The sequence below is a fragment of the Sulfuricella sp. T08 genome (genome assembly GCF_000971475.1).
Taxonomy (GTDB): Bacteria; Pseudomonadota; Gammaproteobacteria; order Burkholderiales; family Sulfuricellaceae; genus Sulfuricella.
Map to the genome: position 1 here is coordinate 106,344 of NZ_DF967563.1, position 25,763 is coordinate 132,106.

General features: G+C 57.3%; 27 protein-coding genes, 2 tRNA genes and 1 pseudogene. 15 read left to right on the plus strand and 15 right to left on the minus strand.

What is annotated here, in order from left to right:
- Position 1: 1 nt before the first annotated feature.
- The 4 genes from moaD to smpB are packed head-to-tail and all read right to left on the minus strand — an operon-like array spanning position 2 to position 2,434.
- Positions 2–256, minus strand: coding sequence for a molybdopterin converting factor subunit 1 (moaD, locus tag SCT_RS14900; protein WP_059424532.1), 255 nt, complete (start codon positions 254–256; stop codon positions 2–4).
- Between the two features lie 15 nt (positions 257–271).
- Positions 272–1,477 (minus strand): gephyrin-like molybdotransferase Glp, encoded by a 1,206-nt coding sequence (glp, locus tag SCT_RS14905; RefSeq protein WP_059424534.1) that lies wholly within the window; start codon positions 1,475–1,477, stop codon positions 272–274.
- Complete coding sequence (mobB, locus tag SCT_RS14910; protein ID WP_059424536.1) at positions 1,464–1,991, minus strand: molybdopterin-guanine dinucleotide biosynthesis protein B; 528 nt, start codon at positions 1,989–1,991, stop codon at positions 1,464–1,466. The genes glp and mobB overlap by 14 nt, the downstream gene beginning before the upstream one ends.
- A complete protein-coding gene (gene smpB / locus SCT_RS14915) occupies positions 1,991–2,434 on the minus strand; it encodes an SsrA-binding protein SmpB (RefSeq protein ID WP_059424538.1) in 444 nt (147 codons plus the stop codon). Before smpB ends, mobB begins: the two co-directional genes overlap by 1 nt.
- Positions 2,435–2,495: 61 nt before the next feature.
- On the opposite strand from smpB, the gene SCT_RS14920 reads away from it, so the two are divergent.
- Both SCT_RS14920 and SCT_RS14925 read left to right on the plus strand, forming a co-directional pair.
- Entirely contained in the window at positions 2,496–2,933 is a 438-nt protein-coding gene (locus SCT_RS14920; RefSeq protein WP_059424540.1) for a type II toxin-antitoxin system RatA family toxin, read from the plus strand.
- Complete coding sequence (locus SCT_RS14925; protein ID WP_059424541.1) at positions 2,930–3,256, plus strand: RnfH family protein; 327 nt, start codon at positions 2,930–2,932, stop codon at positions 3,254–3,256. The genes SCT_RS14920 and SCT_RS14925 overlap by 4 nt, the downstream gene beginning before the upstream one ends.
- A 6-nt stretch (positions 3,257–3,262) precedes the next feature.
- Here SCT_RS14925 and SCT_RS14930 read toward each other — a convergent pair whose 3' ends face one another.
- Entirely contained in the window at positions 3,263–3,727 is a 465-nt protein-coding gene (locus tag SCT_RS14930) for a DUF4124 domain-containing protein (protein ID WP_059424543.1), read from the minus strand.
- Between the two features lie 16 nt (positions 3,728–3,743).
- Positions 3,744–4,091 carry a hypothetical protein gene (locus SCT_RS14935; RefSeq protein WP_082098383.1) on the minus strand — a complete coding sequence of 116 codons (348 nt, stop codon included), beginning with the start codon at positions 4,089–4,091 and terminating at the stop codon, positions 3,744–3,746.
- A 171-nt stretch (positions 4,092–4,262) separates the two neighbouring features.
- Here SCT_RS14935 and guaB point away from each other — a divergent pair, with 171 nt between their 5' ends.
- Together guaB and guaA are read left to right on the plus strand one after the other, a co-directional pair.
- Positions 4,263–5,723 (plus strand): IMP dehydrogenase, encoded by a 1,461-nt coding sequence (gene guaB, locus SCT_RS14940; RefSeq protein WP_059424545.1) that lies wholly within the window; start codon positions 4,263–4,265, stop codon positions 5,721–5,723.
- A gap of 85 nt (positions 5,724–5,808) precedes the next feature.
- Positions 5,809–7,371: a glutamine-hydrolyzing GMP synthase gene (guaA, locus tag SCT_RS14945; RefSeq protein WP_059424618.1), complete on the plus strand. Its 1,563-nt coding sequence runs from the start codon at positions 5,809–5,811 to the stop codon at positions 7,369–7,371.
- Positions 7,372–7,475: 104 nt separating this feature from the next.
- Here the strand turns inward: guaA and SCT_RS17185 are convergent, their stop codons facing one another.
- Positions 7,476–7,655 (minus strand): DUF2288 family protein, encoded by a 180-nt coding sequence (locus tag SCT_RS17185; RefSeq protein WP_159107918.1) that lies wholly within the window; start codon positions 7,653–7,655, stop codon positions 7,476–7,478.
- 25 nt (positions 7,656–7,680) lie between these two features.
- Here SCT_RS17185 and tadA point away from each other — a divergent pair, with 25 nt between their 5' ends.
- Positions 7,681–8,163 (plus strand): tRNA adenosine(34) deaminase TadA, encoded by a 483-nt coding sequence (tadA, locus tag SCT_RS14950; protein ID WP_059424547.1) that lies wholly within the window; start codon positions 7,681–7,683, stop codon positions 8,161–8,163.
- Complete coding sequence (locus SCT_RS14955) at positions 8,153–8,638, plus strand: L,D-transpeptidase (RefSeq protein WP_059424550.1); 486 nt, start codon at positions 8,153–8,155, stop codon at positions 8,636–8,638. Before tadA ends, SCT_RS14955 begins: the two co-directional genes overlap by 11 nt.
- A gap of 103 nt (positions 8,639–8,741) precedes the next feature.
- Here the strand turns inward: SCT_RS14955 and SCT_RS14960 are convergent, their stop codons facing one another.
- The 3 genes from SCT_RS14960 to SCT_RS14970 all read right to left on the minus strand — a co-directional run bounded on the left by SCT_RS14960 (position 8,742) and on the right by SCT_RS14970 (position 12,713).
- Positions 8,742–10,706 carry a DUF3488 and transglutaminase-like domain-containing protein gene (locus SCT_RS14960; RefSeq protein ID WP_059424552.1) on the minus strand — a complete coding sequence of 655 codons (1,965 nt, stop codon included), beginning with the start codon at positions 10,704–10,706 and terminating at the stop codon, positions 8,742–8,744.
- Between the two features lie 90 nt (positions 10,707–10,796).
- Positions 10,797–11,780: a DUF58 domain-containing protein gene (locus SCT_RS14965; protein ID WP_059424554.1), complete on the minus strand. Its 984-nt coding sequence runs from the start codon at positions 11,778–11,780 to the stop codon at positions 10,797–10,799.
- 15 nt (positions 11,781–11,795) lie between these two features.
- Entirely contained in the window at positions 11,796–12,713 is a 918-nt protein-coding gene (locus SCT_RS14970) for a MoxR family ATPase (RefSeq protein WP_059424557.1), read from the minus strand.
- 64 nt (positions 12,714–12,777) lie between these two features.
- Between SCT_RS14970 and SCT_RS14975 the strand changes: the two genes are divergently transcribed.
- Positions 12,778–13,773, plus strand: coding sequence for a glucokinase (locus SCT_RS14975; protein WP_059424559.1), 996 nt, complete (start codon positions 12,778–12,780; stop codon positions 13,771–13,773).
- Here SCT_RS14975 and SCT_RS14980 read toward each other — a convergent pair.
- Together SCT_RS14980 and moaA are read right to left on the minus strand one after the other, a co-directional pair.
- On the minus strand, positions 13,763–14,269 hold the full coding sequence (locus SCT_RS14980; RefSeq protein ID WP_059424560.1) for an opioid growth factor receptor-related protein: 507 nt from the start codon (positions 14,267–14,269) through the stop codon (positions 13,763–13,765). The genes SCT_RS14975 and SCT_RS14980 overlap by 11 nt on opposite strands.
- Entirely contained in the window at positions 14,269–15,255 is a 987-nt protein-coding gene (moaA, locus tag SCT_RS14985) for a GTP 3',8-cyclase MoaA (protein ID WP_059424562.1), read from the minus strand. Before moaA ends, SCT_RS14980 begins: the two co-directional genes overlap by 1 nt.
- Before the next feature lie 188 nt (positions 15,256–15,443).
- On the opposite strand from moaA, the pseudogene SCT_RS14990 reads away from it, so the two are divergent.
- The 8 genes and pseudogenes from SCT_RS14990 to prsR form a co-directional block, all read left to right on the plus strand.
- Positions 15,444–16,028: pseudogene (locus tag SCT_RS14990) on the plus strand (uracil-DNA glycosylase); the annotation flags it as partial.
- Position 16,029: 1 nt separating this feature from the next.
- Positions 16,030–16,215, plus strand: coding sequence for a 4-oxalocrotonate tautomerase family protein (locus tag SCT_RS14995; RefSeq protein ID WP_059424566.1), 186 nt, complete (start codon positions 16,030–16,032; stop codon positions 16,213–16,215).
- A gap of 2 nt (positions 16,216–16,217) precedes the next feature.
- Positions 16,218–18,017 (plus strand): excinuclease ABC subunit UvrC, encoded by a 1,800-nt coding sequence (gene uvrC / locus SCT_RS15000; RefSeq protein ID WP_059424569.1) that lies wholly within the window; start codon positions 16,218–16,220, stop codon positions 18,015–18,017.
- Positions 18,017–18,589 carry a CDP-diacylglycerol--glycerol-3-phosphate 3-phosphatidyltransferase gene (gene pgsA / locus SCT_RS15005; RefSeq protein WP_059424574.1) on the plus strand — a complete coding sequence of 191 codons (573 nt, stop codon included), beginning with the start codon at positions 18,017–18,019 and terminating at the stop codon, positions 18,587–18,589. Before uvrC ends, pgsA begins: the two co-directional genes overlap by 1 nt.
- Before the next feature lie 56 nt (positions 18,590–18,645).
- Positions 18,646–18,721 (plus strand) — tRNA-Gly (locus tag SCT_RS15010).
- A gap of 70 nt (positions 18,722–18,791) precedes the next feature.
- Positions 18,792–18,865: transfer RNA gene (locus SCT_RS15015), tRNA-Cys, on the plus strand.
- A 350-nt stretch (positions 18,866–19,215) separates the two neighbouring features.
- Positions 19,216–21,330, plus strand: a complete 2,115-nt coding sequence (prsK, locus tag SCT_RS15020; protein WP_059424576.1) for an XrtA/PEP-CTERM system histidine kinase PrsK — start codon at positions 19,216–19,218, stop codon at positions 21,328–21,330.
- A gap of 18 nt (positions 21,331–21,348) precedes the next feature.
- Entirely contained in the window at positions 21,349–22,701 is a 1,353-nt protein-coding gene (gene prsR / locus SCT_RS15025; RefSeq protein WP_059424578.1) for a PEP-CTERM-box response regulator transcription factor, read from the plus strand.
- Positions 22,702–22,846: 145 nt separating this feature from the next.
- Here the strand turns inward: prsR and SCT_RS15030 are convergent, their stop codons facing one another.
- From SCT_RS15030 to SCT_RS17345, 3 genes are all read right to left on the minus strand, one after another.
- A complete protein-coding gene (locus tag SCT_RS15030) occupies positions 22,847–23,836 on the minus strand; it encodes a tetratricopeptide repeat protein (protein WP_082098384.1) in 990 nt (329 codons plus the stop codon).
- A gap of 148 nt (positions 23,837–23,984) precedes the next feature.
- A complete protein-coding gene (locus SCT_RS17425) occupies positions 23,985–24,782 on the minus strand; it encodes a THxN family PEP-CTERM protein (protein ID WP_189799680.1) in 798 nt (265 codons plus the stop codon).
- A 61-nt stretch (positions 24,783–24,843) separates the two neighbouring features.
- Positions 24,844–24,990 (minus strand): hypothetical protein, encoded by a 147-nt coding sequence (locus tag SCT_RS17345; RefSeq protein ID WP_159107919.1) that lies wholly within the window; start codon positions 24,988–24,990, stop codon positions 24,844–24,846.
- Between the last annotated feature and the right edge of the window lie 773 nt (positions 24,991–25,763).

Consider the following 25,763-nt stretch of genomic DNA (forward strand, 5'->3'; position numbering starts at 1 on the left):
TTCAGCCTCCTGTCACGGGCGGAAAGAAAGCGACTTCATCGCCATCACGCACGGTCGTGTCCGGGTCGGCCATGTCCTGGTTGACGGCCACGCGTACGGGTTTGTCCTGGGCAAGCTCTTCCGGCCATGTGCCACCTCGTTGGCGCAGCCATTCAGTCAGCGACCGGACATCGGCGACGCCGGCAGGCAGGGTTGCCTGCTCCGAGGACAGGCCCAGAGTTTCGCGTAGCCGGGCGAAATATAGCAGGGTGATCATGCGGGCTTCCTCATGTTAGTTGAGCAATCCGGAGAAGGGCAGGAACTTTACGGTCTCACCACGTCGGATCGGCTTTCCTTCCGACACTTCCACCAGGCCATCGGCCCAGACAGTGGATGTAAGGACGCCGGAACCCTGGTTCGGGTAGAGTTGGACTCCGACTTCGCCATTTTCCGCCGTGTGCAGCCGGGCGCGCAGAAATTCGCGGCGCTTGTCGGGTTTCAGCCAGTCGAAATCGGCCTTCAGCGAGTAGGTTTGCGGGGCGGTAGCGGAAATGCCCTGACTGCGCAAAATGAACGGTCTCACGAACAGGCAAAAAGTGACAAAAGCCGAGACCGGATTACCCGGCAGGCCGATGAACGGAACTTCGCCGACATCGCCAAAGGCCAGCGGCTTGCCCGGCTTGATCGCGATTTTCCACAAATTGAGCTTGCCTACCGCTTCCACCGCTGTTTTGACATGGTCTTCCTCGCCCACGGAGACACCGCCGCTGGTGATGATCAGGTCCGCCCCTACGGCTGCTGCTTCGAGTACCTTTACGGTAGCGGCGAAGTCATCCGGCACGATACCCAGATCAACGACTTCGCAGCCCAGCGCATGCAGCAGGCCAGTCAGCACGAAGCGATTAGAGTTGTAGATCTGGCCCGGCTTGAGAGGTTCCCCGGGCATGACGATTTCGTCGCCGGTAAAGAAAGTGGCGACCTTCAGCTTGCGGTAAACAGGTAGGCTTGCAAAACCAACCGATGCCGCCAGCCCCATTTCCTGCGGGCGCAGCCGGATGCCGGCGGGAAGAATTTCGGCTCCGGCAGCGATGTCCTCGCCGGAACGGCGGATATTCTCGCCAATTCTGGGAGGTTTGCTGACAGTTACGGTATCACCTTCGACGCCGCAATATTCTTGCATCACCACCGCGTCGCAGCCGGCTGGCACTGGCGCCCCGGTGAAGATTCTGGCGGCTTGGCCAGCTTCAAGGGGCTGTCCGACTGTGCCCGCCGGGATACGCTGAGTCACCCGTAGTCGCGTCGATGCATTTGTGATATCGGCGATACGCACGGCATAGCCATCCATGGCGCTGTTGTCGAGCGGAGGAACATTGACCGCCGAAGTCAGGCGCTCGGCAAGGACCCGCCCCAGCACATCGGCTGTGGCGATTTGTTCGGTTTTGTTTGCTGGCCGCACTCGTGCCAGCAGAAAGGACAACGCCTCGTCAGCGCTGAGCATGTTCTGTTTCTTGTCCATGGTTTATAAGACCTGTTTGTTGCGAGATAAATGCGGCGATAGTTTTCGGCTGGTCTAGCCTGAACTGCGGCAATGTTGTTTCCATAGCAAGGTCGCTGGCGATGGCGACAATATTCGGGTTCTGGGGAAAAAGCAACGGCTTGCCGATGACTGTGCGGTGCACTTCCAGTTTGGCAATCGCCTCGTTCTTGAAGCTTTCCACCAGCACCAGATCACAGGGCGCCAGCCGCGCCAGCTGTTCCTGCAGCCCCGGTTCCGGCTCGTCACGCAGTTCGTGGACTAACGCCCAGCGGTATTGCGAGGCCACCATTACCTCGCTGCAGCCCGCGGTACGGAGACGGTAGGAGTCCTTGCCCGGCTGGTCGATGGAGAAATCGTGGTGGGTATGCTTGATCAAGGATACCTTCAGCCCTTGCGCCACGAACAGAGGGATCAACTGCTCGATCAACGTGGTTTTGCCGCTGCCGGAGTAGCCGGCGAATCCGAAAACTTTCATTATTTGTTTCGCAACAGGCGATGCTTCTCGCGCTGCCAGTCTTTCTCTTTCTCGGCTTCCCGTTTGTCGTGCTGTTTTTTTCCTTTGGCCAGGCCGATTTCCAGCTTGATCCGACCGCGGACGAAATGCATGTCCAGCGGCACGAGGGTAAAACCGGCACGCTCCACCTTGCCAATCAGCCTGCTGATTTCCTCGGCATGCAGCAGCAGCTTGCGGGTGCGCACCGGGTCGGGGTTGATGTGGGTGGAGGCGGTCGGCAACGGACTGATATGGCAGCCTAGCAGATAGAGTTCGCCGCCGCGGATGATGACGTAGGCTTCCTTGAGTTGCGTACGACCGGCGCGGATGGCCTTGACCTCCCAGCCATCAAGGACCATGCCGGCTTCATACTTTTCTTCGATGAAATAGTCGTGAAAAGCTTTTTTGTTTTGCGCGATGCTCATCGGCAGGTGAGTTTCTCCAGGAAATCGTGTATTTTAACAGTTTTTTACAGCGGTAGACTGAATGGTAGTAGTGGAAAAATCCGTGCTGGTTTTTTACTCGGCACAGCAAATGTTCGTGCTGGTCGACAGGATCGAAGATTATCCGACCTTCCTGCCCTGGTGCGGCGGGACGGAGGTGGTGCGGCACAGCGACGAAGCGCTCGAAGCGACGGTGCATATTGATTATCATCATCTCAAGCAGAGCTTCGCTACCGAAAACGTTCGGCAGGCGCCGCATCTGATCGAAATGAAGTTCCGCCATGGACCTTTCAGCCATCTTGAGGGCAGCTGGCGATTTGTCGAGCTGGACGAGGCTGCGTGCAAGGTCGAGTTTAAGCTCCATTATGAATTCTCAAGCAAGATCATGGAGAAACTGGTCAGCCCGGTTTTCGGGCATATTGCAAACAGCTTTGTCGAAGCATTCGTTCAACGTGCGGCAGAAATCTATGGTGAGCCATGAGTGAAGAGATTTCGGTGGAAGTGGTATATGCCCTGCCGCAGAAACAGGAAATCTTGTCCTTGAAGCTAAGGTCGGGGGCTCTGGTGTCCGAGGCGATAGCACGATCCGGCATCCTGCGGGATTTTCCGGAAATTGACCTGGCCAGCGCCAAGGTGGGGATTTACGGCAAGCAAGTCAAGCTTGACGCCGTGCTCCGGGATAAGGATCGAATCGAGATTTATCGCCCGCTGATAGCGGATCCGAAGGAAGTCCGCAGGAAACGCGCGGCAGAAGGTAAGGAAGTGAGGAATGAGGCTGGGGACGCCGAGGCATCCTCAACCTGACTCCCTTTATTTACACCAGGAATCCACTGACTTCTTCGCTTCCTCGATGGCTGGTGCACGGTCTTTGTCTTCGAGAAAGACGCGCTCGCCTTTTTCATCGAATTTGCTGACCCTTTGCCCCTCCTGCAGGGCTCGCAGCTGGTTGCGTGCTTGCTCGCAGTTCGCCCTCCTGCTTTTTGCTTCTTCCTGATCCTTGGCTTGTTTGGCAGCGGTTTCTTCCGCCTGAACTCTGCGTTTTTTGGATTCCAGATCCTTCTCCGCCAGGCTTTTTTCTCCGCCTTTGCTATCGGGTGCGGCTTGGGGCAAGGTAGGGCTATTCTTCAGGTCCAGGTTTTTTTGCGATTTGGCGGTGGGTGGCGGGTTTTGGTCGGAATAATGCACCTTGCCCTCCGCATCCACCCATCGGGTGACACCGGCTTGTGCGGCAGTCGCCAGCACCAGCATCGAAACGATAGTCAGAAATTGTCGCATGGTTTGCACCTTAGGATCATTTGGTTAGGGGGTAGCTCTTTTGCGTCAACCCCAGGCGTGCGTGCTCGCTCGCGGTTTTCGAAAATTTCAGGGTGGCCACGCTGTCGCCTTTGGCTGCAGCTTCTTGAGCTTTCTTCAAAGCATCTTCCGCCGTGGTCCATAGGGCCTTCTGGGTTTTTGCTTCCTTGACGTCGGCTTCGGCCTTGGTGAGCGCCTGCCTGGCTTCTTCGGAGAGTGCAGGCTTGGCGGCCTCGGCGGCCGGGGTGGCAGCGGCGGACGAGTCGGGTTTTGACGTGCCGCTGCTCTGGCAGCCACCGAGCAGCAAGAAACTGAAAGTGATGATACTAATAAGGGTGTTGCGCATGTTTTGCTCTCCTCAGTTTTATTTTGTGTGCCTAAACATAGCGTTTCACGATACGCCCGTCAATGGTCCAAGCGTACCGGGTCAACTCTGTAAATGTAAAAATTAGAGAAGCCGGTTTACCGGTGATGTCCGAAACTTGTATAATATCGCTTTGGTAACAAGGATAAAAACATGCGTGTTCTGCAGAAAGCGCTGACCTTCGATGATGTTTTGCTGGTCCCTGCGTATTCCAACGTTTTGCCCCGTGACGTAAGCCTCGCCACGCGGCTTACCCGAGAAATTTCACTCAATATTCCCTTGATTTCGGCGGCGATGGATACCGTCACCGAAGCTCGCCTGGCGATCGCTTTGGCGCAGGAAGGGGGGGTCGGCATTGTTCACAAGAATATGACCGCTACCGCGCAAGCCGCTCAGGTGGCCCGCGTGAAACGCTTTGAGAGCGGCGTGGTCAAGGATCCGATCACCATTTCCCCAGAGATGACGGTCCGCGATGTGTTGGTGCTGACTCGCCAGCACAAGATTTCCGGTTTGCCGGTTGTGGATGGCGGGCGCGTGGTCGGTATCATCACTAACCGTGATTTGCGCTTTGAGACCAATCTCGATCAGCCGATCAGGAACATCATGACGCCGCGTGACAAATTGATCACGGTCAAGGAAGGCGCCAGCCGCGAAGAAGCAATGACGCTGATGCATAAATACCGTCTGGAGAGGGTATTGGTGATCAACGATGATTTCGAGCTGCGTGGCCTGATCACCGTCAAAGATATTCAGAAATCCACCGAGCATCCGCTGGCATGCAAGGATAGCCAGGGCAGGCTGAGGGTTGGCGCCGCAGTGGGCGTGGGCGAGGGCACCGAGGAGCGCGTTACCCTGCTGGCTGAAGCGGGTGTGGATGTGATCGTGGTGGATACTGCACACGGCCATTCCCAAGGTGTGCTGAGCCGGGTGAAATGGGTAAAGGACAACTTCCCGCAGGTACAGGTTATCGGCGGTAATATTGCCACCGCTTCGGCGGCTCTGGCTCTGGCTGACCACGGCGCTGATGCAGTCAAGGTCGGCATCGGCCCGGGTTCGATCTGCACTACCCGTATTGTTGCAGGCGTTGGCGTGCCACAGATTACGGCCATCGCCAATGTGGTTCAGGCGCTGAAAGGAAGCGGCGTACCGGTAATAGCCGATGGCGGCATCCGCTATTCAGGCGATGTGGCCAAGGCGCTGGCGGCAGGCGCAGATTGCGTGATGCTGGGCGGGATGTTTGCCGGCACCGAGGAGGCGCCAGGCGAGATTGAGCTGTTTCAGGGGCGTTCCTACAAATCCTACCGCGGCATGGGTTCGCTGGGTGCGATGCAGCAGGGTTCGAAAGACCGCTATTTCCAGGAAGCAGAAGCCAATGCCGACAAACTGGTGCCGGAAGGGATCGAAGGTCGCGTACCCTACAAGGGTAGCGTGCTGTCGGTGATTCACCAGTTGAACGGCGGCGTGCGTTCCAGCATGGGCTATCTGGGTTGTTCGAGCATCGCCGAGGTACACGCCAAGGCCGAGTTCGTCGAAATCAGCTCGGCTGGCATCCGCGAGTCTCACGTCCACGACGTGCAGATCACCAAGGAAGCGCCCAACTACCACGTCGAGTAATGGGTGATGAGAGATGAGCAATGGGTGCATCACCCATTGCTCCGACATTACCCATTCCCCATCACTCATTACCGGCCTCGTCACCATGCACCAGAAAATCCTCATCCTCGATTTCGGTTCCCAATACACCCAGCTGATTGCCAGACGGGTACGTGAATCCAGCGTTTACTGCGAACTGCATCCCTACGATGTGAGCGAACAGTTCATCCGTGATTTCAACCCCCGGGGCATCATCCTCTCCGGTGGACCGTCTTCGGTCTACGAGGAGGAAACGCCGCGTGCGCCGGACATCGTTTTCAGTCTGGGCGTGCCGGTACTCGGCATCTGCTACGGCATGCAGACCATGGCGGCGCAATTGGGCGGCAAGGTGGAAAATGCGCTACATCGCGAGTTCGGCTATGCCGAGGTGCGCGCACAGGGCCATTCCGCGCTGCTGCGCGATATTCAGGATCGGATCAACGAGGAAGGTCATGGCCTGCTCGACGTGTGGATGAGCCACGGCGACAAGGTGACGGAACTGCCGCCGGGCTTCAAGGTGATCAGTTCCAACGCGGCCACGCCGATCGCCGGCATGGCCGACGAAACCCGCCATTTTTACGGCGTGCAGTTTCACCCGGAAGTGACCCATACCCTGCAGGGCAAGGCTTTGTTCGAGCGTTTTGTGCATGGTATCTGCGGTTGCGGCTATGACTGGAACATGCCGGATTATGTCGAGGAAGCGATCGGCAGGATCCGCTCCGAAGTGGGTTCGGATGAAGTCATCCTCGGCTTGTCCGGTGGTGTGGATTCCTCGGTGGTAGCTGCGCTTCTGCATCGCGCCATCGGCACGCAGCTGACTTGCGTGTTCGTGGATAACGGCCTGCTGCGCCTGAACGAAGCCGAACAGGTGATGAAAACTTTTGCCGATAATCTTGGCGTCAAGGTCATCCACGTCGATGCCGGTGCGGAATTCATGAAGCATCTGGCCGGTGTGACCGACCCGGAACAGAAGCGCAAGATCATCGGCCGCGAATTCGTCGAAGTGTTCCAGTGCGAGTCGGCAAAGCTGCCGAACGCCAAGTGGCTGGCGCAGGGGACTATCTACCCGGACGTTATTGAATCGGCCAGTTCCAAGACCAAGAAGGCCCACACCATCAAGTCGCATCACAATGTCGGCGGCTTGCCTGATACCCTGCATCTCAAGCTGCTGGAGCCGTTGCGGGAATTGTTCAAGGATGAGGTGCGCGAGCTTGGCGTTGCGCTCGGCCTGCCCCATGACATGGTATACCGTCATCCCTTCCCGGGCCCCGGCCTGGGAGTGCGCATCCTGGGCGAAGTGAAGCCGGAGTTCGCCGAACTGTTGCGCCGTGCCGATGCCATATTCATCGAGGAGTTGCGTGCCTCAGGCTGGTATGAAAAAACCTCGCAGGCCTTTGCCGTATTCCTGCCCGTGAAAGCAGTGGGCGTGATGGGCGACGGCCGCACCTATGATTACGTAGTCGCCCTGCGCGCGGTGCAGACCCAGGACTTCATGACCGCGCACTGGGCGGAACTGCCCTATACTCTGCTGGGCAAAGTTTCCAACCGCATCATCAACGAAGTGCGCGGCATCAATCGCGTCGTCTACGATATCTGTGGCAAACCGCCCGGAACGATTGAGTGGGAGTGAGAGCGAGCCTGAACCCGTTCTCATTTATTTTATGAGACTGGCTCAGCGGCCCGGCAGCAGGAACCGGGAGCGGGCTTGATTCGGTTTTTCGGCCACTTGCTGGATCAATTCCATGGCCTGACTGCCACTGCCCATAGGCTGGCATCTGTTTTCAGCCGGTCTTTTGCCTGTGCACCGGATGGCTTGTTAACTCGATTCTCGATCAGCGCCTTGTTGTTATTCGAGATTTGAATGGTGACTTCAACCCAATCCAGCTCCTTGCTAACCACAATGACCATCCCCATGGATCTGTGATAGTTTTGCTTACCTATGGAAAACGATACATTTGATGTGCGCTTCATGCGCGAGGCTCTCGTCCTTGCCCGCGATGCCTGGGCTGCGGGGGAGGTGCCCGTGGGTGCGGTGGTGGTGAGGAATGGGGAGATTGTCGGGCGCGGTTTCAATGCGCCGATTTCGCGCCACGACCCCAGCGCCCATGCGGAAATCATGGCCTTGCGCGATGCCGCCGAGAATCTCGGCAATTACCGGCTGGTCGGTTGTTCCCTTTACGTTACCCTGGAACCCTGCGTCATGTGCATGGGAGCGATTTTTCACGCGCGTGTCGAACGGGTTGTGTACGGCGCTTCCGATCCAAAAACCGGCGCTTGCGGCAGCATCATCGATCTTCCTGCCGAGACCCGGCTGAACCACCATGCCGAGGTGGTGGGCGGAATTCTGGCGGATGAGTGTGGCAGCCTGTTGAGTGGTTTTTTTGCGCAGCGGCGCGGAAAGGGTTGTACCGTTGCGAATTAGGATAGTCATTGCCAACCAAACCCTGGAATTGCTCGATGATCAGGATGCACTGATCAGGCGCTATAGCGTTTCCACTGCCCTGAATGGGGTCGGTGAGGAGAGCGGCAGCTACTGCACGCCGCGCGGCTCGCACATTATTCGTGCCAAGATCGGGGCGGGTCAGCCCGTCAACAGCGTGTTCGTCAAACGCCGGCCAACCGGCGAGGTTTATACGCCGGAGCTGGGCGCTCAGTCTCCCGGTCGCGACTGGATTCTTACCCGTATTCTCTGGCTTTCAGGCTGCGAGCCTGGCAGGAACCGGCTTGGCAGTGTCGATACCATGCGCCGGTACATTTACATCCACGGCTCGCCGGAGGGGGCGGAGATGGGCGTGCCCGCCTCGAAGGGCTGCATCCGGATGCAAAATGAGGATATCCTGGACCTGTTTGACCGGGTAGCTGCCGGCATCCCTGTTGAAATAGTGGAAGCTGCATAAAGACTGGAAGCGCAATTCATAACAAGTGCTTTTTACGTTTGCTTCCTCTCCCGCCTGCGGGAGAGGATTGAGGAGAGGGCTTCATGGCGTGGGACAATCCTGGTTAATCGGGCAGTTGGGACTGGAAGGCTCTGACCCGCTTCCCGAACTGTCGCAAGTCAGAGGCGTTTGGGTGCGGCGCATAACGCAGTGCGATATAAAGCTCGCTGATCGATGTCGAGCTTAATGCCAGATCAGGCCGTAACATTGCCGTACGTTGAGCGAAATCTGCCGGGCCTTCGTTGGGCAGGCGCACAATCCCGGCGCGTGCCAGCTTGCGGCAAAAGCGCTGATAGATCACAGAGGCCGGGTCAGCACCAACCGGGACACGTCGCCACAGCATGAAGCCGGAAAACGCCAGCAGCAACGCCCCAACACCAGCTGTCAGGCTGACCGCCAGTTCCTTCCATGAAGCCATCTCGAACCCCAGGCGTGACAGCAAGTCATACTGCCGTTCCTGCCCGTAGCCCAGTACCCATTGGTTCCAGTCGTTATTCAGCGTATCCCAGCTCATCCGCAATTGCATCAGCCAGGCATTATCCATCCGTGCCAGCAGGGGGAGCGGTTCTCCTGCCGGAAGTGCAGCAGCCAGGCCGGATTCTATGCGTCGCGGGGCAACCGCCGCAGTCGGGTCGACGCGCACCCAGCCCCGGTCCTTGAGCCAGACTTCGGCCCAGGCATGGGCATCGGACTGGCGCACAATCAGGTAATTGCCAAACGGGTTGGTTTCTCCTCCCTGATAGCCTGTCACCACCCGGGCTGGCACACCCGCCGCACGCATCAGGAAGACGAAGCTGCCGGCATAGTGCTCGCAGAAACCGCGCCGGGTATCGAACAGAAATTCGTCCACCGAATTGATCCCGAGTAGCGGTGGGGTGAGGCTATAGAAGAAAGCCTCGTTTCGAAACAGTTCCAGGGCGCGCTGCACTATTTCTCCATCGTCCTTCGCGGCACGCTTCCAGGCACCCGCCATCTCCCGTGTCTTGAGGTTGCCCAATGCAGGCAGCCGCAGCGAGCGGTTTAGTTCTGTCGCGCCTGGATAGAGGCCGGCCCGGTAATTGGGATAGGATACTGCGCGATACCGCAGGCGCTGCCTTACCGGCTGGTCGGCGAGGAGTTCATAATGGGGGCCAAGGCGGCTGGCTGGCGGTAGTTTGGCGGGCAGATCCAGCGCGAGCAGCCAGCGCTTGTTGTGCGGTTCTAGCGTCAGCGTGTAGCTGACCGGGTCACCTGTTACGGTGATGTCGGCTGGTTTGGGGTCAGGCGCTGCCGTGGCCGACCAGCTCCGCCCATCGAAGAAATCCAGCACCGGGCCGCGCCAGTAGCGCTGCTCCGGCTTGGGTGGCGAGCCATCGAAGGCCACGCGGAAAGCCACCGCGCCGGATTGACTCAACTTGCTGATGCTGCCGGGCGCCATGCTGTCGCTCAGTCCCGTCATTCCCTCGTAGGCATCGGTTGGCATGCCCCACAACGGGCCCGGTACGCGCGGAAAAAACAGGAACAGCACCAGCATGACCGGTACGGCTTGGCCCAGAAGTACGGCGGCCAGGCGCAGCTGCTTGCGCGGTTCGATTTGTCTGCCTGGATGGTTAATCCCGATCAGGGTGGCGGTGATGATCAGCACCACCAACAGCAGGTACAGGCCGGTAGGGATGGTCTGGGAATAGAGGAAGTGGGTGATGACCAGAAAATAGCTGATGAAGATGGCCACCATGCTGTCGCGCAGCGTTCTGGATTCCAGCAGCTTGAGGGTCAGCATCGCGACCAGCAGGGCGACCCCCGCGTCGCGCCCGAGCAGCGTATGGTAGCTGGCGTAAATGCCCGCTGCGGTGGCAGCGGCAAGCGTGATCAACAGCCAGCGGGCAGGCAGGCGGACTTCGATCAGGCGCATCGCGCCAACCGCTAGGCAGAGCAAGCTGATCCAGATTGGCAGGCGTGGCGTGTGCGGGGCAATGGCAAGCGCCATCGCGGCCAGCAGCCAGGTGTTGTTATCAAGCCGTAACGTGAACATCGCGAAGCGATACCTCATCACTCTCCCCCTCCGGGGGAGAGGTAGGAGAGAGGGAACTGACACGGCGAGAAGCGATGTCCATCATTCGGGGCGACACTTCTCGCCATGTCAGTTAGTCGGGTGCGCATTTTTGTGAGGGGCTATGCCAAACAGCGCCAGCGCTTCCAGGCAGGTGCGCTGGTGCACCTCGCTGTTGCCAGGTGCCAGGGTGGAGCCGGGAATTCGCAGACCGTAGCTCAGACCAGTATTCTGCGCATCCAGCACCCAGCAGCACAGGCGGGAAAGGCGTGCCTCGGTGGTCATGCCGGCGAGGTCGTCCCAATTCAGCCAGAGCTCGGGCAGAGCCTGGCCGGAAAACTGCTTGGCCAGCATCCCTCGCCCCTGTGCCAAGGCCTTCCAGGCGACGTGACGCAGCGAATCGCCGAGGTGGTAGGGGCGCATACCGCGAAAATCGTCGCTGCCTTCGGCGGTGATCGCCCTGTCGCCAAGCCCCTGGACGCCGGCAAGCTGGGGTAGCCTGGCGGTATCCGGCTGCGGGTAAACGATGCAGGCCATGTCCAGGTCGAGTACCGACCAGGCGCGGAACAGGCCCAGCGGGAATCGGGTGAACAGGGTGAAGCGGCCAAGCCGGAGGATGCCGCGTTGCGGGGCATCCAGCGCGAGTGTGGCGGTCATTGTTTCTCTGGCAGGGACGTCTATGAACTGTGGGTGCTGTTTTTCAAGCATCACGCCGACGGCGTATCGCTCCGTGGTGCTGGAACTGTTCAGACAGAGGGTGAAACTCGCCTGCTGTCCGGCGAAGACCGGCATCGTTTTGCCGGCGCTTATCCTGAGCTGGGCCAAGTTGCGGTAGGTGTGCAGGATAGAGACCAGTGCCATGCCGCCGAGCAGGAAGGTGAGAACGAAACCGAGGCTCAGGGCGTAGTTGATCGAACCGACCAGCATCAGCAGCAGCACCATGGCGAACATCAGGCCGTGGCGCGTGGGCAGGATGAAAATCCGCTGGCGGTCGAGGGTAATCGGACCGTGCTCCACGTCGATCCGGTTGAAAACCCGCCGCCACACCGGGCGGTTAATGAGTCGGAACATCATAAGCCCGACAGGCTCCTAGGGAATGGCGACGGCGTCGAGTAGTCGTCGGGCGGGGCTGGATGACTCGGCGCCCGTTTCGCCGTGAGCGAAGCGCAGGCGATGGCCGACCACACCCGGTAGCACTACCTGGAGGTCTTCCGGCATGGCGTAGTCGCGGCCTTCCATCAAGGCCCAGGCCTGTGCGCTGTGCAGCAGTGCCAGACCGGCACGCGGCGACAGTCCGCAGTCATAGAGCGGAGATACTCGGGTAAATTCGAGCAGGGCCTGGAGGTAGTCGAGCAGGGCCGCGGAAACATGTACAGTGCGGACGTTCTCCTGCAGGGCCGCCAGTTGTTCGCCCTCCATGCAGGGTTTAAGCTGCGAGATCATGCGGCGGCGGTCGCTTCCCTGAAGCAGGGCGCGTTCCGACCGGGCGTCTGGGTAGCCCAGGTCGATCCTCATCAGGAATCGGTCGAGCTGCGATTCCGGCAGGGGGAAGGTGCCAATCTGGTGCATCGGGTTTTGCGTGGCGATGACGAAAAACGGCTCGGGCAGAGGGCGGGTTTCGCCCTCAATCGTGACCTGGTGCTCCTCCATCGCCTCGAGCAGGGCACTCTGGGTTTTCGGGGTGGCGCGGTTGACTTCGTCGGCCAGGATGAGCTGAGCGAAAATCGGCCCGGGGTGGAACTTGAAGCAGGCGCTTTCTCGATCGTAGACCGAAACGCCGAGGACGTCCGCGGGCAGCAGGTCGCTGGTGAACTGGATGCGCTGGAAGCCGAGCCCCAGGATCTGCGCCAGCACGTGCGCCAGAGTGGTTTTGCCGACGCCCGGTATGTCCTCGATCAAAAGGTGGCCGCGTGCCAGCAGACAGGCGAAGGCGAGCCGGATCTGCCGCTCCTTGCCAAGGATGATCTGGCCGGCCTGGGAAACCGCTTGGTCAATTGCCGGGTGCATGTGGCCTCGCTTCGATGTGTTGTGATCACGGTATTATCTTGCAGAGTAGTTTATCATTCTGATCATGAATACACCCATCAAGAAAATCTTGCTCGCCGGTGATATCGGGGGCACCAAGACGTTGCTCAGGCTTTGCGAAGCCGGCGGCGGCGTGCTCGCCGAGCGGCGCTTCGACAGTGCCGTATTCGCCAGCCTGAACCAGGTCGTCGCTGAGTTCCTGAGTGATTTCCCTTCTCGCGCCCTTGCCGCCTCCTGTTTTGGCGTGGCCGGCCCGGTGGAAGGCGGACGGGCGAACATTACCAACCTGCCATGGCAGATCGATGAGGCATCGATTGCCGCGGAATTCCACATCCCGAGGGTTCGATTGATCAACGATTTTCAGGCCGTGGCTTACGGTATCGAGGCCCTGGAAGATCAGGATCTGGCGACCCTGCAAGCCGGTGCGCCGCAGCAAGGCGGGGTGCGTGCGGTCATCGGCGCCGGCACTGGCTTGGGCGAAGGCTACATGGTCTGGCAGGGGGGGCATTACGCTGCCTTTCCGTCTGAGGGTAGCCATGCCGATTTCGCACCGGTCGATGCGCTTCAAATCGAGTTGCTGCGCTATCTTGCCGCGCGATACGGCCATGTTTCCTATGAACGGGTGGTGTCAGGCCCTGGTCTGGTGAATATCTTCGAGTTCTTGCGCGACAGCCGGGGACAGCAGGCCACGGTGGAACTGCAGGCGGCGATGAAGGCCAGCGATCCGGCGGCGGCGATTTCGGACTGCGCCATGGGCGGCAAGGATGACTTGGCCGCAGATGCGCTTGACCTGTTTGCGCGCATCTACGGCGCGGAAGCCGGCAACCTGGCGCTCAAAGTTCTGGCGCGCGGCGGCGTGTACATCGCAGGCGGCATTGCACCGCAGATCATGGGCAAGCTGAAGGACGGCACATTTCTGCGCGCATTTGCCGCCAAGGGGCGCTTCGCCGGACTGCTGAAGGATATTCCCGTCCATGTCGTGCTCAACCCCAAGGTGGGCCTGATGGGCGCGGCGCGGGTGGCAGAGAGGATTATGGGGTAACGGCGGCTGCCCAGTGTGTGAACGCTGTGCCGGGAATGCCGCAGTCCGGTTCGGTTTGTTTTAATGATATCAGTATGTCGTAAAGCATCCGCGCTTCATGCTCCATTGCCAGCGTGTTCAGAGATTTGAGTATCCGGGTAATGCGCAGGTGGTTGTGGCTGGGGTGGGTGAACCAGAGGGACTTGCGTTGTTCCCAGTTGGGCGCCTTGTTGATGCTGTCCGGGGTTCTGGTCAGCCCGTAAAAACCCAGCATGCGGTCGAAAGAGCGCAACAGCTGTTTTCGTAGCGCTGGGTTGTTGCGGAATTCGGTGATCTGTGCGGAATCCAGCGTGGGTGCGGTGGGGTTGGCGCCGCTGATGCTGGTCAGCGGGAACAGCCACTGGATGAAGTTGTGAGTGTATTCCAGCCATTCGTCGTCGTGCGCCAGGATGGCGTCGAATGTCCTGCCGTGATCGTCCGGCGCGGTGCCGAGATGGAAGTCGATCAGTGCAGACATCAGCCGCCGGTCAGCGACATGAAGCGAACTACCTGACCCGGTTTTTCGCGGAATTCGTGGCGCTGGGGTTTGAGTTCGATAGCTGCGCGGATTGCGGCCGCCAAGTCATCGTCCGTAGCGCCGGCACGCAGCAGGGGGCGCAGCGCCAGGCTTTCGTCCTGGCCCAGGCACATGTACAACGTGCCATCAACCGATAACCGGACACGGTTGCAGGTATCGCAGAAATGCTGCGACATCGGGGTGATGAAGCCGACGGTGAAGGCGCCATCCGGGGATTTCAGGTAGCGTGCCGGGCCGCCGCCGGCCATCACGCCGTCGATCAGTCCGAAGCGCTGCTGCAAGCGCGCCTTGACGGGCTGAAGGTCAAGATATTGCGCGTTCCTGCCGGTTTCGCCCATCGGCATGGTTTCGATCATGCGCAGGGTGAAGTCGTGCTGGATGCAGAACGCCACCATGTCGTCGATTTCGTCGTCGTTCACGCCGGCCATGACGACCATGTTGATCTTGATCGGGGCAAAGCCGGCTTCCTTTGCGGCCATCAATCCTGCCAGGACCTGATCGAGGCAATCTCGCCGCACGATCTGGCTGAAGCGTTCCGGATTGAGGGAATCCAGGCTGACATTGAGGCGGGATATTTTCGCTTTTTTGAGTTCTACAGCATGCTTGGCAAGCTGGGTGGCGTTGGTGCTGAGAGAGAGATCCTTGACGCCATCGATGGCGCTCAGGCGGCGCGCCAGATCAGGCAGGTTGCGGCGCGTCAAGGGCTCTCCGCCGGTCAGCCTGATCTTGCTGACCCCGAGGCGGGCAAATGCACTAATCACACGTTCGATTTCGTCAAAGCTGAGCCATAGTTCGGGCTCCTCGAAACCCTTGAAGCCTTCCGGGATACAATAGGTGCAGCGCAGGTCGCAGCGGTCGGTGACCGACAGGCGCAGATACTCGACGCGTCTGCCGAAACGATCTTGCAAGATGGGTTCGTTGGCCATGATGGTTTTTTGAAGATTACAAACACTATTCGAAACGATATCCTTATCCTATTTTTAACGCGAAGCAATAGGTGAATCGTGGTATTTCCTAGAAACCAGGATAAATTAAGTGAAGGCGGGATATGGAAATAACAAATAATTCAGTATTTTCAACTGATTGCATGAAATGCTCGAGATTGGCAGGATTTCTGGAGCAGGTGCGCAGCGATTATCCCGAATACCACGCCAGGCCAGTGCCGCCGTTTGGTGTCGAGGATCCGAATTTGCTGATCGTCGGCCTGGCACCGGGTATGCACGGGGCCAACCGCACCGGCAGGCCGTTTACCGGGGATTTCGCGGGCATATTGCTGTATCGGACGCTGCATAAGTATGGTTTCGCCAGCGCACCGGATTCGGTCAGCGTGGAGGATGGACTGGAATTGATCGACTGTCGCATAACCAATGCGGTCAAATGTCTGCCGCCGCAAAACAAGCCGGAGCCTGCCGAAATCAGGCAGTGCAACGGCTATCTAGGTGGGGAAATCGCCGGTCTGGGTGAGGGGTCCGCGATACTCGCGCTGGGCACGATCGCCCACCAGGCGGTGCTGCGCGCGCTGGGACTCAAGCTCAAGGATTTTTCCTTCGGCCATGGTGCGGTGCATATACTTCCCCGGGGAATGACGCTGTACGACAGCTATCATTGCAGTCGCTATAATACTCAGACCCGACGGCTTACCGCGGAAATGTTCGAGTCCGTGTTCGCCAATATCCGCAACAACTTGCCAAGGAACTGATATGCCTTACGTCAATATCCGCATCGCCGGTACGCTCACCCGCGAGCAGAAGCAGAAAATCGCCGAGGAAGTCACCGACACCCTGGAACGTATCGCCAACAAGCCCAGGTCCTATACGGTCATCTCCTTCGATGAGATGCCCTACGAAAACTGGGCTTTTGCGGGTGAACTGCTCGACGCCAGTTGACCTTGTTCGACTCCAAGCCCTTCATCACCGGCCTGCCCCATCTACCTGGGGTGTACCGCATGCTCAATGCGGGCGGAGAGGTGATCTACGTCGGCAAGGCGCGCGATCTCAAGAAACGGGTCTCCTCCTATTTTCAGAAAACCACGCTAGCGCCACGCACCGGATTGATGGTGTCGCAGATAGCCCAAGTCGAGACCACCGTCACGCGCACCGAAGGCGAGGCGCTGCTGCTGGAAAACAACCTGATCAAGGCGCTGGCTCCCCGCTACAACGTTCTGTTCCGCGATGACAAATCCTATCCCTACATCATGCTGAGCGGCCACCGCTACCCGCGGCTGGGGTATTTTCGCGGCACGCCCGATAAGAAGAACCGGTATTTCGGGCCGTTCCCCAATGCCGGGGCGGTTCGGGAAAGCATGCAATTGCTTCAGAAGGTATTCCGGCTTCGCACCTGCGAGGACAGCGTTTTCAACAATCGTACACGTCCGTGCCTGCTTTACCAGATCAATCGATGCACTGCGCCCTGCGTCGGCTTGATTAGCGCTGAAGACTATCATCAGGATTTGAAGGAGGCGGGGCTGTTCCTGGAAGGCAAGGAGCAGCAGGTGCTGGAGCGTCTGGAAGCGGCCATGCAGGCGGCTGCGGAGGCGCAACGCTACGAGGCGGCGGCGGTGCTGCGCGATCAGGTTCTGGCCTTGCGCACGATACAGGAAAAGCAGTTCGTCAGCGGCGAGAGTGGCCTGGATGCGGACGTGGTTGCCTGCGTTGCGGTGGAAGGTGTGGTTTGCGTCAATCTGGTGATGATCCGGGGGGGCAGGCATTTGGGCGACAAAAGCTTCTTCCCGAAAAATGCCGACGAGTGCGATGCGGTCACCGCGCTGGAGGCTTTTCTGGCGCAGCATTATATTGGCCGCTCTGTGCCGCCCCTGATCATCGTCAGCGAAAAGCTTGACGACGCCATGCTGGCGGCGCTGCTTACCGAGCAGGCTAAACGAAAAATTCAGATCAGTGCCACGCCTATCGGTGAGCGGCGGGTATGGCTGAGGATGGCGCTGGAAAACGCGCGGATTGCGATTACGCAGCGGCTCAGCCAGCAATCTACCCAGGAGGCGCGGCTGCAGGCGCTGATCCAGGCGCTAGATCTGCCGGAGGGGACAAAGCGCGTCGAGTGCTTCGACATCAGTCATACCATGGGGGAGGCGACTGTGGCGTCGTGCGTGGTGTACGATAATTATGCCATGCAGAATGGCGAGTACCGGCGCTACAACATTAGCGGGATCACGCCGGGGGATGATTATGCCGCCATGCGCGACGTACTGACGCGCCGCTACCGCAAGATTGCGGCAGGCGAGGGCAGCATGCCTGATCTGATTCTGATCGACGGCGGCAAGGGACAGCTGACGGTGGCCGAAGAGGTGATGGCAGAGGTAGGGTTGAGCGATGTCCGCCTGATCGGCGTGGCGAAAGGGGCGGAGCGCAAGGCGGGATTGGAGCAGCTGATTTTTCCGGGCGACGAAAAGGCGCTACAATTGCCTGCAGATCATATCGGGCTGCATTTGATCCAGCAGATCCGCGACGAGGCGCACCGCTTCGCCATCACCGGACACCGGGCGCGGCGCGGCAAGGCACGCCTGCATTCGTCGCTGGAGGACATCGGCGGTGTGGGGGCGAAACGGCGGCAGAAATTGCTGGCTCGTTTCGGTGGCTTGAAAGGCGTACAAGCTGCTAGCGTGGATGAATTGGCCCAGGTTGAGGGGATTAGCCAGACGCTGGCGGAAAAAATTTACCAGGGACTCCATTAGTGCCACTGAATATTCCAAACTTGCTGACCTGGCTGCGTATCCTGTTGATTCCAGTGTTTGCGGCCGTATTCTACCTGCCGGCCACATGGCTCCAACCTCAGTGGGTCAACATCACCGCGACATTGATTTTTGCCGTCGCGGCTGTGACTGACTGGCTCGACGGCTACTTGGCCCGCGTACTAAATCAAACTTCCGTTTTCGGCGCTTTTCTTGATCCTGTGGCGGACAAGTTGATGGTGGCGGCGGCCTTGATCATTCTGGTGAAACTCGGGCACGTAGATGCGTGGATCGCGCTGGTGATCGTGGGTCGGGAAATCACCATCTCCGCGTTGCGTGAATGGATGGCTGGGGTCGGTCAGGGTAAAAGCGTGGCGGTTTCGTTCATCGGCAAGCTTAAAACCACCGCACAAATGGTGGCGATTCTGCTGCTTCTGTATCATGACCCGGTATTACAGGTTATCGACACCCATGTTTGGGGAACCTGGCTGATTTATATTGCGGCAATTTTGACTTTATGGTCAATGGGTTATTATCTCAAGAAGGCTGCACCGCAGGTGCATGAAGGAAAGTGAATGTCACTCTGTCTTGACATCGGTTTCAAAATCGCTAAAATAGCGGCTTCTTAATTGCGGGAATAGCTCAGTTGGTAGAGCACAACCTTGCCAAGGTTGGGGTCGAGAGTTCGAGTCTCTTTTCCCGCTCCAGATTCCAAGGGAAAGCAAACGCTTTCCCTTTTCAGTTCCTCAGCACGTTTTTGTGCGCTCCTGTTCCAGCGGCGGGGTAGCAAAGTGGTTATGCAGCGGCCTGCAAAGCCGTCTACGCCGGTTCGATTCCGACCCCCGCCTCCATCAAACCACTTTCGTGACAAACTTCCGTCGCCATTTTGGCGAAGTAATTTCCATTTCAGTGATTTTCCCGCTTGGCCTTCATTTCGGCAGCATTGCTGATGCGGTGTTCAGGCCATTTTGAAGCACCGTCAAAACAAGGGTCGCACTGCTACAAAATTAGTTTTATAATCCTTCAGGTTAATGTCATTGGAAGATATCGATATTCGAGAATATCCTTTCAATAAACAGGCATAAGCAGGACTCCAAATTCCTAAAACAATGAGGCGCAGCCGAAATTGTTTCTACCCCAGCTCGGACGTCGCACCGTTATATAAAAATATTCTGTTTAAATTGCGGACTATCTTCTACCCATGTTGACCAGCATTAGCGTAATCAGCTATACCGCAGCTGCTTTGGCATATCTGGTCCTGTTCGGGCTATCGCTGACCAGCTGGCGCGGGCGTATGCCGGGAAAATTGCTGACGCTTGCCTGTCTGGCTTCCGCGCTTTGGTCTGGCGTGGTCGCCTACCATGCCTCTCACGGATACCAGTCCACGCTCGGTTCGGATCTCCTGGAGGTCCTGCGCAATGGAATCTGGACATTTTTCCTGCTGACCTTGCTGGGTCCTTTCAGGCAGGTCGAGGGCCAGTCCTTCAGTAGTGTGAGACCGGTCATGGTGGTTCTTGCCGGTTTCTATCTCTTTCTCTTTCTCGGATTGTTCTATTCATATACCAACTCCTATGCTGTTTCCGGCTTTCCCCTGGGAGCAATGGGTTTCCTGACCGGCATTGTTGGGCGGGTAATGATGGCGATTATCGGTATCGCTCTGGTGGAACAGCTTTACCGGAATGCACCTCCCAACGAACGCTGGGGGATCATGTTTCTATGCCTTGGGGTCGGCGGTGCGTTCGCCTACGATTTTTACCTGTACAGTGAAGCCATGGTGTTCGGGCGAGTGGACGTCGGCCTCTGGAATGCACGGGGGGTGGTCAATGTTCTGGTCGTTCCCCTCGTGGCCATCTCTGCAACGCGAGACCCGAACTGGTCGCTGAATATTTCCATATCTCGCCAGATCATCCTGAGTTCCACCGCATTGTTTGGCGCCGGCGTATATTTGATGGCCATTGCCGCAGCGGGTTACTACATTCGCAACTTTGGCGGAAACTGGGGAACGGTTCTGCAGGTGGCTTTTTTGTTCGGCGCGTTGGTTTTGCTATTTCTGGTGTGGTTTTCCAGAAGGTTGCGTTCCTGGCTCAGGGTTTTTATCAGCAAACATTTCTTTAGCTACAACTATGACTACCGGGAGGAATGGCTGCGATTTACCCGTACACTTTCCGATGGCCGGCATGGACTGGGCGAACGTACCATCCAGGCCGTCGCGGATTTGGTGGAAAGCCCCGGCGGAGCCCTGTGGATCAGCAAGGAATCCGGCAATTGTGAACTCCTGGTGCACTGGAATATGCCCAAGGCCAGCGGGGTCGAGCCGTTGAACAGCGCTTTTTGCCATTTTCTCGAGAGCAAGCATTGGGTGATCGACTTGCAGGATTACTCTCTTCACCCTGAAAGATATGCCAAGCTGGTTATTCCTCAATGGTTGAGCGCCATTCCCAAGGCGAGTCTGGTGATTCCGCTGATTCATTACGGGAGACTGTTTGGTTTTGTGGTGCTGGTCCAGCCCAGGAGCAGAATCAAATTGAACTGGGAGGTAAACGACCTGCTCAAGATCGCAGGCTGCCAGGCTGCAAGCCATCTCGCGCAGCAGGAAGCGGATAATTCACTGTTGGTGGCGCGTCAGTTTGCCTCTTTCAATCGCATGTCCACCTTTGTGGTGCATGATCTGAAAAACCTGGTTACCCAATTGGCGCTGCTGCTTTCCAATGCCGCTGAACACAAGAGCAAACCGGAATTCCAGAAAGATATGGTCGAGACTCTGGAGCATTCCGTTCATAAAATGACGGGGCTCCTTGAGAAGATAAACGAGTGCTCTCTGAAATTGAGAAGCGGCGAGTCCATGAATGAGGAGTCCACCCCGATTCCCATGGACAAGTTGTTGCAGCATGCCGTGGTAGCTCACTCTGCCTCCAAGCCGAAGCCAGATCTCGAGATACTGGATGGCAGTCTGGAGGTCCAGGCTAACTGGACGCGCCTTGAACGGGTGATCGGGCATCTCATCCAGAATGCCATCGAGGCCACCCCCAAGGATGGACAGGTGCTGGTTCGTTTGTCCAGGGTGGAAGACGCCGCGATAGTCGAGGTCAGGGATACCGGGCATGGCATGAGCGATGAGTTCATCCGTGAGCGGTTGTTCAAGCCTTTCGACTCCACCAAGGAGACGGGTATGGGGATAGGCGTGTTTGAAATCCGTGAGTATGTACGCGAACTGGAAGGCCATCTTGAGGTCGCCAGTCAGCTGTCAAACGGCACCACTTTTCGCGTGATCCTGCCGCTGCATTTCCAGGATCAGGCTGTTGCCCAACCCGCATAGTGACTCAAGAGGAAACCGGTGAGCGAAGATAAACAAAAGCTGCTTATTGTCGAAGATGACCCCGGCCTGCAGAAACAGTTGCGCTGGAGCTTTGACGCATATGAAGTGCTGGTGGCGGGGGATCGAGAAAGCGCGCTTGCGCTGATTCGGCGTCATGAGCCGGCTGTGGTCACGATGGACCTGGGGCTTCCCCCTGATCCTGATGGCGCCTCGGAGGGCTTTGCCACCCTCGAACAGATATTGGCTCTCGCACCGGATACCAAGGTAATCGTCCTCACCGGCCAGCATGATCATACCAATGCGGTGAAGGCTATCAGCATGGGTGCTTACGATTTCAATCAAAAACCCTTTGATCCCGAGATGCTGGGCCTGATTATCAAAAGGGCCTTCTACCTGCATGCACTGCAGCAGGACAACCGCCGGATGCATCAATCCACGGTCGAGTCCCCTCTGTCCGGCATTATCAGCAGGGATCCCGGCATGGCCAAGGTATGCCGCAACGTGGAGAAAGTGGCGCCATCGAATGCCACGGTCATGATGCTGGGCGAGAGTGGTACAGGCAAGGAAGTGCTGGTGAAAGCATTGCACCAATTGAGTACGCGGCACGAGAAGCGCCTCATGGCAATCAACTGTGCTGCGATCCCCGAGCACCTCCTGGAAAGCGAGTTGTTTGGTTACGAAAAGGGAGCCTTTACCGGAGCCGCCAAGCAGACCCTGGGAAAAATTGAGTGCGCCGACGGAGGTACATTCTTCCTGGATGAAGTGGGTGACCTGCCCATGCCATTGCAGGCGAAACTATTGCGTTTCCTGCAGGAAAGGGTGATAGAAAGAGTGGGTGGGCGCACAGAGATTCCCGTGGATGTCCGCATCGTCTGTGCGACGCACCAGAAACTGAAGGATCTGATTGAGACGGGTCGTTTCCGGGAAGACCTCTATTATCGCTTGAGCGAGATTGTGGTCATGATCCCCCCGTTGCGGGATCGGATGGGTGATCCAACGATGCTGGCGCATCACTTCAAAAACAAGTTCTGCGAACAGAATGGCCGTCCCTCAATGACCTTTAGCACGGATGCGCTGGTCGCGATAGCCAACTACGATTGGCCGGGCAACGTGCGGGAAATGGAAAATTGCGTCAAGCGCGCCGTCATCATGGCGGATGCCTCCCAGATTTCCGGGGAGGATCTTGGATTGCCGAGTGATCTAGGCGCCCCAATCAATCTGCGCCAAGTGCGTGAAGAGGCTGAATACAAGGCCCTGGTGAAGGTGCTGGCGAGTGCGGAAGGCAATATTGTCAAAGCGGCCGAATTGCTAGGCGTCAGCCGTCCCACCCTGTATGACCTGATGAACCGTCATGGGCTCAAGCAAGGTTAATGGCGGGAACAGATTCCTCCCGTGGCAGGCAGACCCCCCTTTTTAAAAGGGGGAGGCAAAGGTTGAAGCCAACTTGGGCTGCTCGCGGGTTTATCGGTGCCTTTGGGTCACTAACCCCATATTAATGCCGTGGTGATTCAACCCACTACTCGCTGCCCTCCGTATCGCAAATTTTAGCCAGCTCATCCAGCGCGCGTGGATGGTCCGGAATCCGTTCCAGGACTTTCTGGCAGCATGCTTTCGCCTCTTCAAGGTTGTTGCGATTGCGATGAATTCTGGCAAGGCCGAGTAGCGCATAGGGGTCGAAACCGACTTTCAGGCTGCGCTGGAAATGGTGCTGCGCTTCCTCGATGTTGCCCGTATTGAACAGTGCATCGCCGGCGCGGGTGTTGAGACGCTGGTTGTCGGGGTCTTTTTCCAGTGCCTTGGCCCACCACAAACTACCTTCGGTATGATCCTCCTGGCCGCGCGAGCAGTTGGCCAGACCATATAAAGCGACTGGATTCTCAATGTCGATGTCGAGTGCAGATTTGAAATAACGCGCTGCCTGCGCGTAGTTCGCCAACAGTTGATGAAGTTCGCCCGCCATCAGTAACGCTTTCAGGTGCGAGGCATCAAGGGAAAGCAGCTGCTCGAAGCAGGACAGTGCTTTGGTATTTTCCCCAATCTTGTAATACAGCAACCCCACGCCCAGCAGTGCGGCCTTGTCCTGGGCGCCATACTGCAGCGCCTTGTTGCAATAAATTTCCGCCTCGGCCGTGTTGTTCAGCTTCATGTATGAATCCGCCAGTCGTGCCATCACCTGCGCGTCACCACTGTTGCCCTCAAGATAGCGCAGCCAGTAAGGAATGGCCTTCTCCGGACGTTCCAGACCGCGATAGGCATCGCCTATTCCCCTCAGGGCGAACTTGTTGACAGGATCCTGTGCCAGCGCTTTGTCGTAATAGCTGATTGCGTCAGCAAATTTTCTGAGCGCAGAGTAAAGGTTGCCCAGGCCAACCAGTACATACTTGTTGTGATTGTCGAGCGCAAGCGCATCCCGGAAATGCTTCTCGGCCTCCCAGAACATTCTTTTGCGGAGCAGATCGTACCCGCGCTTGGAGAGTTCAACGATTGATTGGTTATTTGACATCATTTTCTGTTGACCGTGTTTATGCTGGTACTGGGTCGATTATAACGGCGTTGCCGCTGAATATGCGCATTCTGTCCGGATGTGTTGCAAGTTGGAATGAAAAACCCCGCTCTGCGGCGGGGTTGGAGCAGGTGAAACACTGTTTTTGTTATTAAGCGGCGCGCTTCCTCCTGGCAAATCCGGCCAGGCCGAGCAGACCGGAGCCAAACAGCCAAAGTGCTGCCGGAACAGGTACTGGGGTTGGAACAGCAGTAATGCTCGCCATGAGGTTTCGGGTGGTGGTCATCTGTTCAGTTGTGATCATGTCGGAAGAGTAGCCTTCACCGTTATAAAATCCCAGCAGGTTGAACGAATAAAGCTGCCCGTTGAGGCTGAATTGCTGGCTATTTGACACTGCGCGGAAAGAGATTTTGTCGTCACAAGGGGTTGCGGACACTTGCCATAGCGGGCAAGTACCGGCGGAGTTAAGGCTTTCAAAAATACTGAAGTTGTAGTCGAAAGGCCCTGTGTTAACAGAGGTATCCCCTGCGTTAAAACTAAATCGCAATTGCAGGTTTGCGTTGGTTATTGAAGTGTCGGTATAGATTCTCTGATTGGAGTGACTTAGCGTGCCAAGCGCAAACACTGCGCCGAGTGTAACCTCCAATCCGTTCGAAGTTTGCTGGAAATAGAGTCCACTTTGGGGGCCACCCCCCGTAGTTGTCGATTCCCCCCAGGACAGCCCATTCATGTTAACAAGAGAGGATGCGTATGCACCGCTATCGTTATAATATTCAGCCAAGAGGGCTTCAGGCGCTAGTGTGTAACCTGTCCATGCCTCCGTTGTGCTCTGGAGGGTAATCAAAGAAGCTGCGTGGGATAGCTGGGTAGCGCCGAAAAGCACGAGCGATACCAAACCGGTAGCAATCTTGCGCTGGGTAGTGCTTGATCCGTAGAGTTGGCTAGACATGATGATCTCTCTATTAAAATTTTTTGGTAAGGTCGTTAGAATTGCCAAACCTGATCAGGATTCAGTTCTGACTGGCTTTGGTTTTGGCGGTGGTGGTGGCGGTGGCGGCGTTGGAGTAGGTGTCACTGTCGGGATTGGAGCTGGTGGCGGCGCCAGTGTCTGCATCGGTGCCGCCGGACCTGCAGCAGGCTGTACCATCATCTTCCATGGGCCAAAATCTTCCGGCGAATCCTGCGCAATGGTCGTATTCCCATAGGAAATCACCTTGGACCACTCGCTTTTATCTGCCTGTGCTCCCGTGGAAACTCCCAGAGCGAGCACCATGCTGAGAGAAATGGCGTATCTTTTGGTGTTCACGATTTTTTCTTTCTTAGGTTATGTTCTGTACAAAAGCTGAAATTGTTAACTATTAGTAATGTACCTAGCACTAAACATGCCACATGGTGTAGATATTAATTATTTCAACGTGTTACGTGAAAAGTATTCTGGTGTAAGGGGAAGGGAGTGGCGGGAAGTGTAAAATTTTTCGACAGATTTGCGCCGTTTTGTTCAGGTGTCGCTCTGGCTGAGATTGTCGAAGCCCGTTCACCCTTCGACGAGAATCTCAGGAGGAACGGGCTTGATCAAACAGTATTGATTTTAACCCAGATTATCCATTAGCCATAAAACCGTTCGCCCTGAGCCTGTCGAAGGGCAGTTCATGGTTCGACAAGCTCACCACGAACGGCTTTGCGTGAGGTATTTCGCCTAATGGACAATTTGGGTTTAAGGTGATGTCGTGGCGGTCAGTACGCAATGGCTCTAACTTAAGCGGTTCCATACTCGATGTAGGGTGGGTTAGGCACGCAATTTGTGCCGTAACCCACCAGATGTGCCGCCAGGCACTCATATAAAATGCGTTGTGTTGCTACGCAACGCTTGGTGGGTTACACAAAAACCGCTAACCCACCCTACATTTTGCTTAAGTTAGTGGCATTGCGG

Coding starts and splice junctions, on each gene's coding strand:
- SCT_RS17185 (WP_159107918.1), bottom strand. CDS start 7,655: ATGGGGATGGTCATTGTGGTTAGCAAGGAGCTGGATTGGGTTGAAGTC.
- SCT_RS15030 (WP_082098384.1), bottom strand. CDS start 23,836: ATGATGTCAAATAACCAATCAATCGTTGAACTCTCCAAGCGCGGGTAC.
- SCT_RS14980 (WP_059424560.1), bottom strand. CDS start 14,269: ATGTCTGCACTGATCGACTTCCATCTCGGCACCGCGCCGGACGATCAC.
- smpB (WP_059424538.1), bottom strand. CDS start 2,434: ATGAGCATCGCGCAAAACAAAAAAGCTTTTCACGACTATTTCATCGAA.
- SCT_RS14925 (WP_059424541.1), top strand. CDS start 2,930: ATGAGTGAAGAGATTTCGGTGGAAGTGGTATATGCCCTGCCGCAGAAA.
- guaA (WP_059424618.1), top strand. CDS start 5,809: ATGCACCAGAAAATCCTCATCCTCGATTTCGGTTCCCAATACACCCAG.
- SCT_RS14995 (WP_059424566.1), top strand. CDS start 16,030: ATGCCTTACGTCAATATCCGCATCGCCGGTACGCTCACCCGCGAGCAG.
- SCT_RS17345 (WP_159107919.1), bottom strand. CDS start 24,990: ATGGAAGATGATGGTACAGCCTGCTGCAGGTCCGGCGGCACCGATGCA.
- tadA (WP_059424547.1), top strand. CDS start 7,681: ATGGAAAACGATACATTTGATGTGCGCTTCATGCGCGAGGCTCTCGTC.
- glp (WP_059424534.1), bottom strand. CDS start 1,477: ATGCTCAGCGCTGACGAGGCGTTGTCCTTTCTGCTGGCACGAGTGCGG.
- SCT_RS14960 (WP_059424552.1), bottom strand. CDS start 10,706: ATGAGGTATCGCTTCGCGATGTTCACGTTACGGCTTGATAACAACACC.
- SCT_RS14930 (WP_059424543.1), bottom strand. CDS start 3,727: ATGCGACAATTTCTGACTATCGTTTCGATGCTGGTGCTGGCGACTGCC.
- SCT_RS14920 (WP_059424540.1), top strand. CDS start 2,496: ATGGTAGTAGTGGAAAAATCCGTGCTGGTTTTTTACTCGGCACAGCAA.
- mobB (WP_059424536.1), bottom strand. CDS start 1,991: ATGAAAGTTTTCGGATTCGCCGGCTACTCCGGCAGCGGCAAAACCACG.
- moaA (WP_059424562.1), bottom strand. CDS start 15,255: ATGGCCAACGAACCCATCTTGCAAGATCGTTTCGGCAGACGCGTCGAG.
- SCT_RS14970 (WP_059424557.1), bottom strand. CDS start 12,713: ATGCACCCGGCAATTGACCAAGCGGTTTCCCAGGCCGGCCAGATCATC.
- SCT_RS14975 (WP_059424559.1), top strand. CDS start 12,778: ATGAATACACCCATCAAGAAAATCTTGCTCGCCGGTGATATCGGGGGC.
- SCT_RS14965 (WP_059424554.1), bottom strand. CDS start 11,780: ATGATGTTCCGACTCATTAACCGCCCGGTGTGGCGGCGGGTTTTCAAC.
- SCT_RS14935 (WP_082098383.1), bottom strand. CDS start 4,091: ATGCGCAACACCCTTATTAGTATCATCACTTTCAGTTTCTTGCTGCTC.
- SCT_RS17425 (WP_189799680.1), bottom strand. CDS start 24,782: ATGTCTAGCCAACTCTACGGATCAAGCACTACCCAGCGCAAGATTGCT.
- moaD (WP_059424532.1), bottom strand. CDS start 256: ATGATCACCCTGCTATATTTCGCCCGGCTACGCGAAACTCTGGGCCTG.
- prsK (WP_059424576.1), top strand. CDS start 19,216: ATGTTGACCAGCATTAGCGTAATCAGCTATACCGCAGCTGCTTTGGCA.
- guaB (WP_059424545.1), top strand. CDS start 4,263: ATGCGTGTTCTGCAGAAAGCGCTGACCTTCGATGATGTTTTGCTGGTC.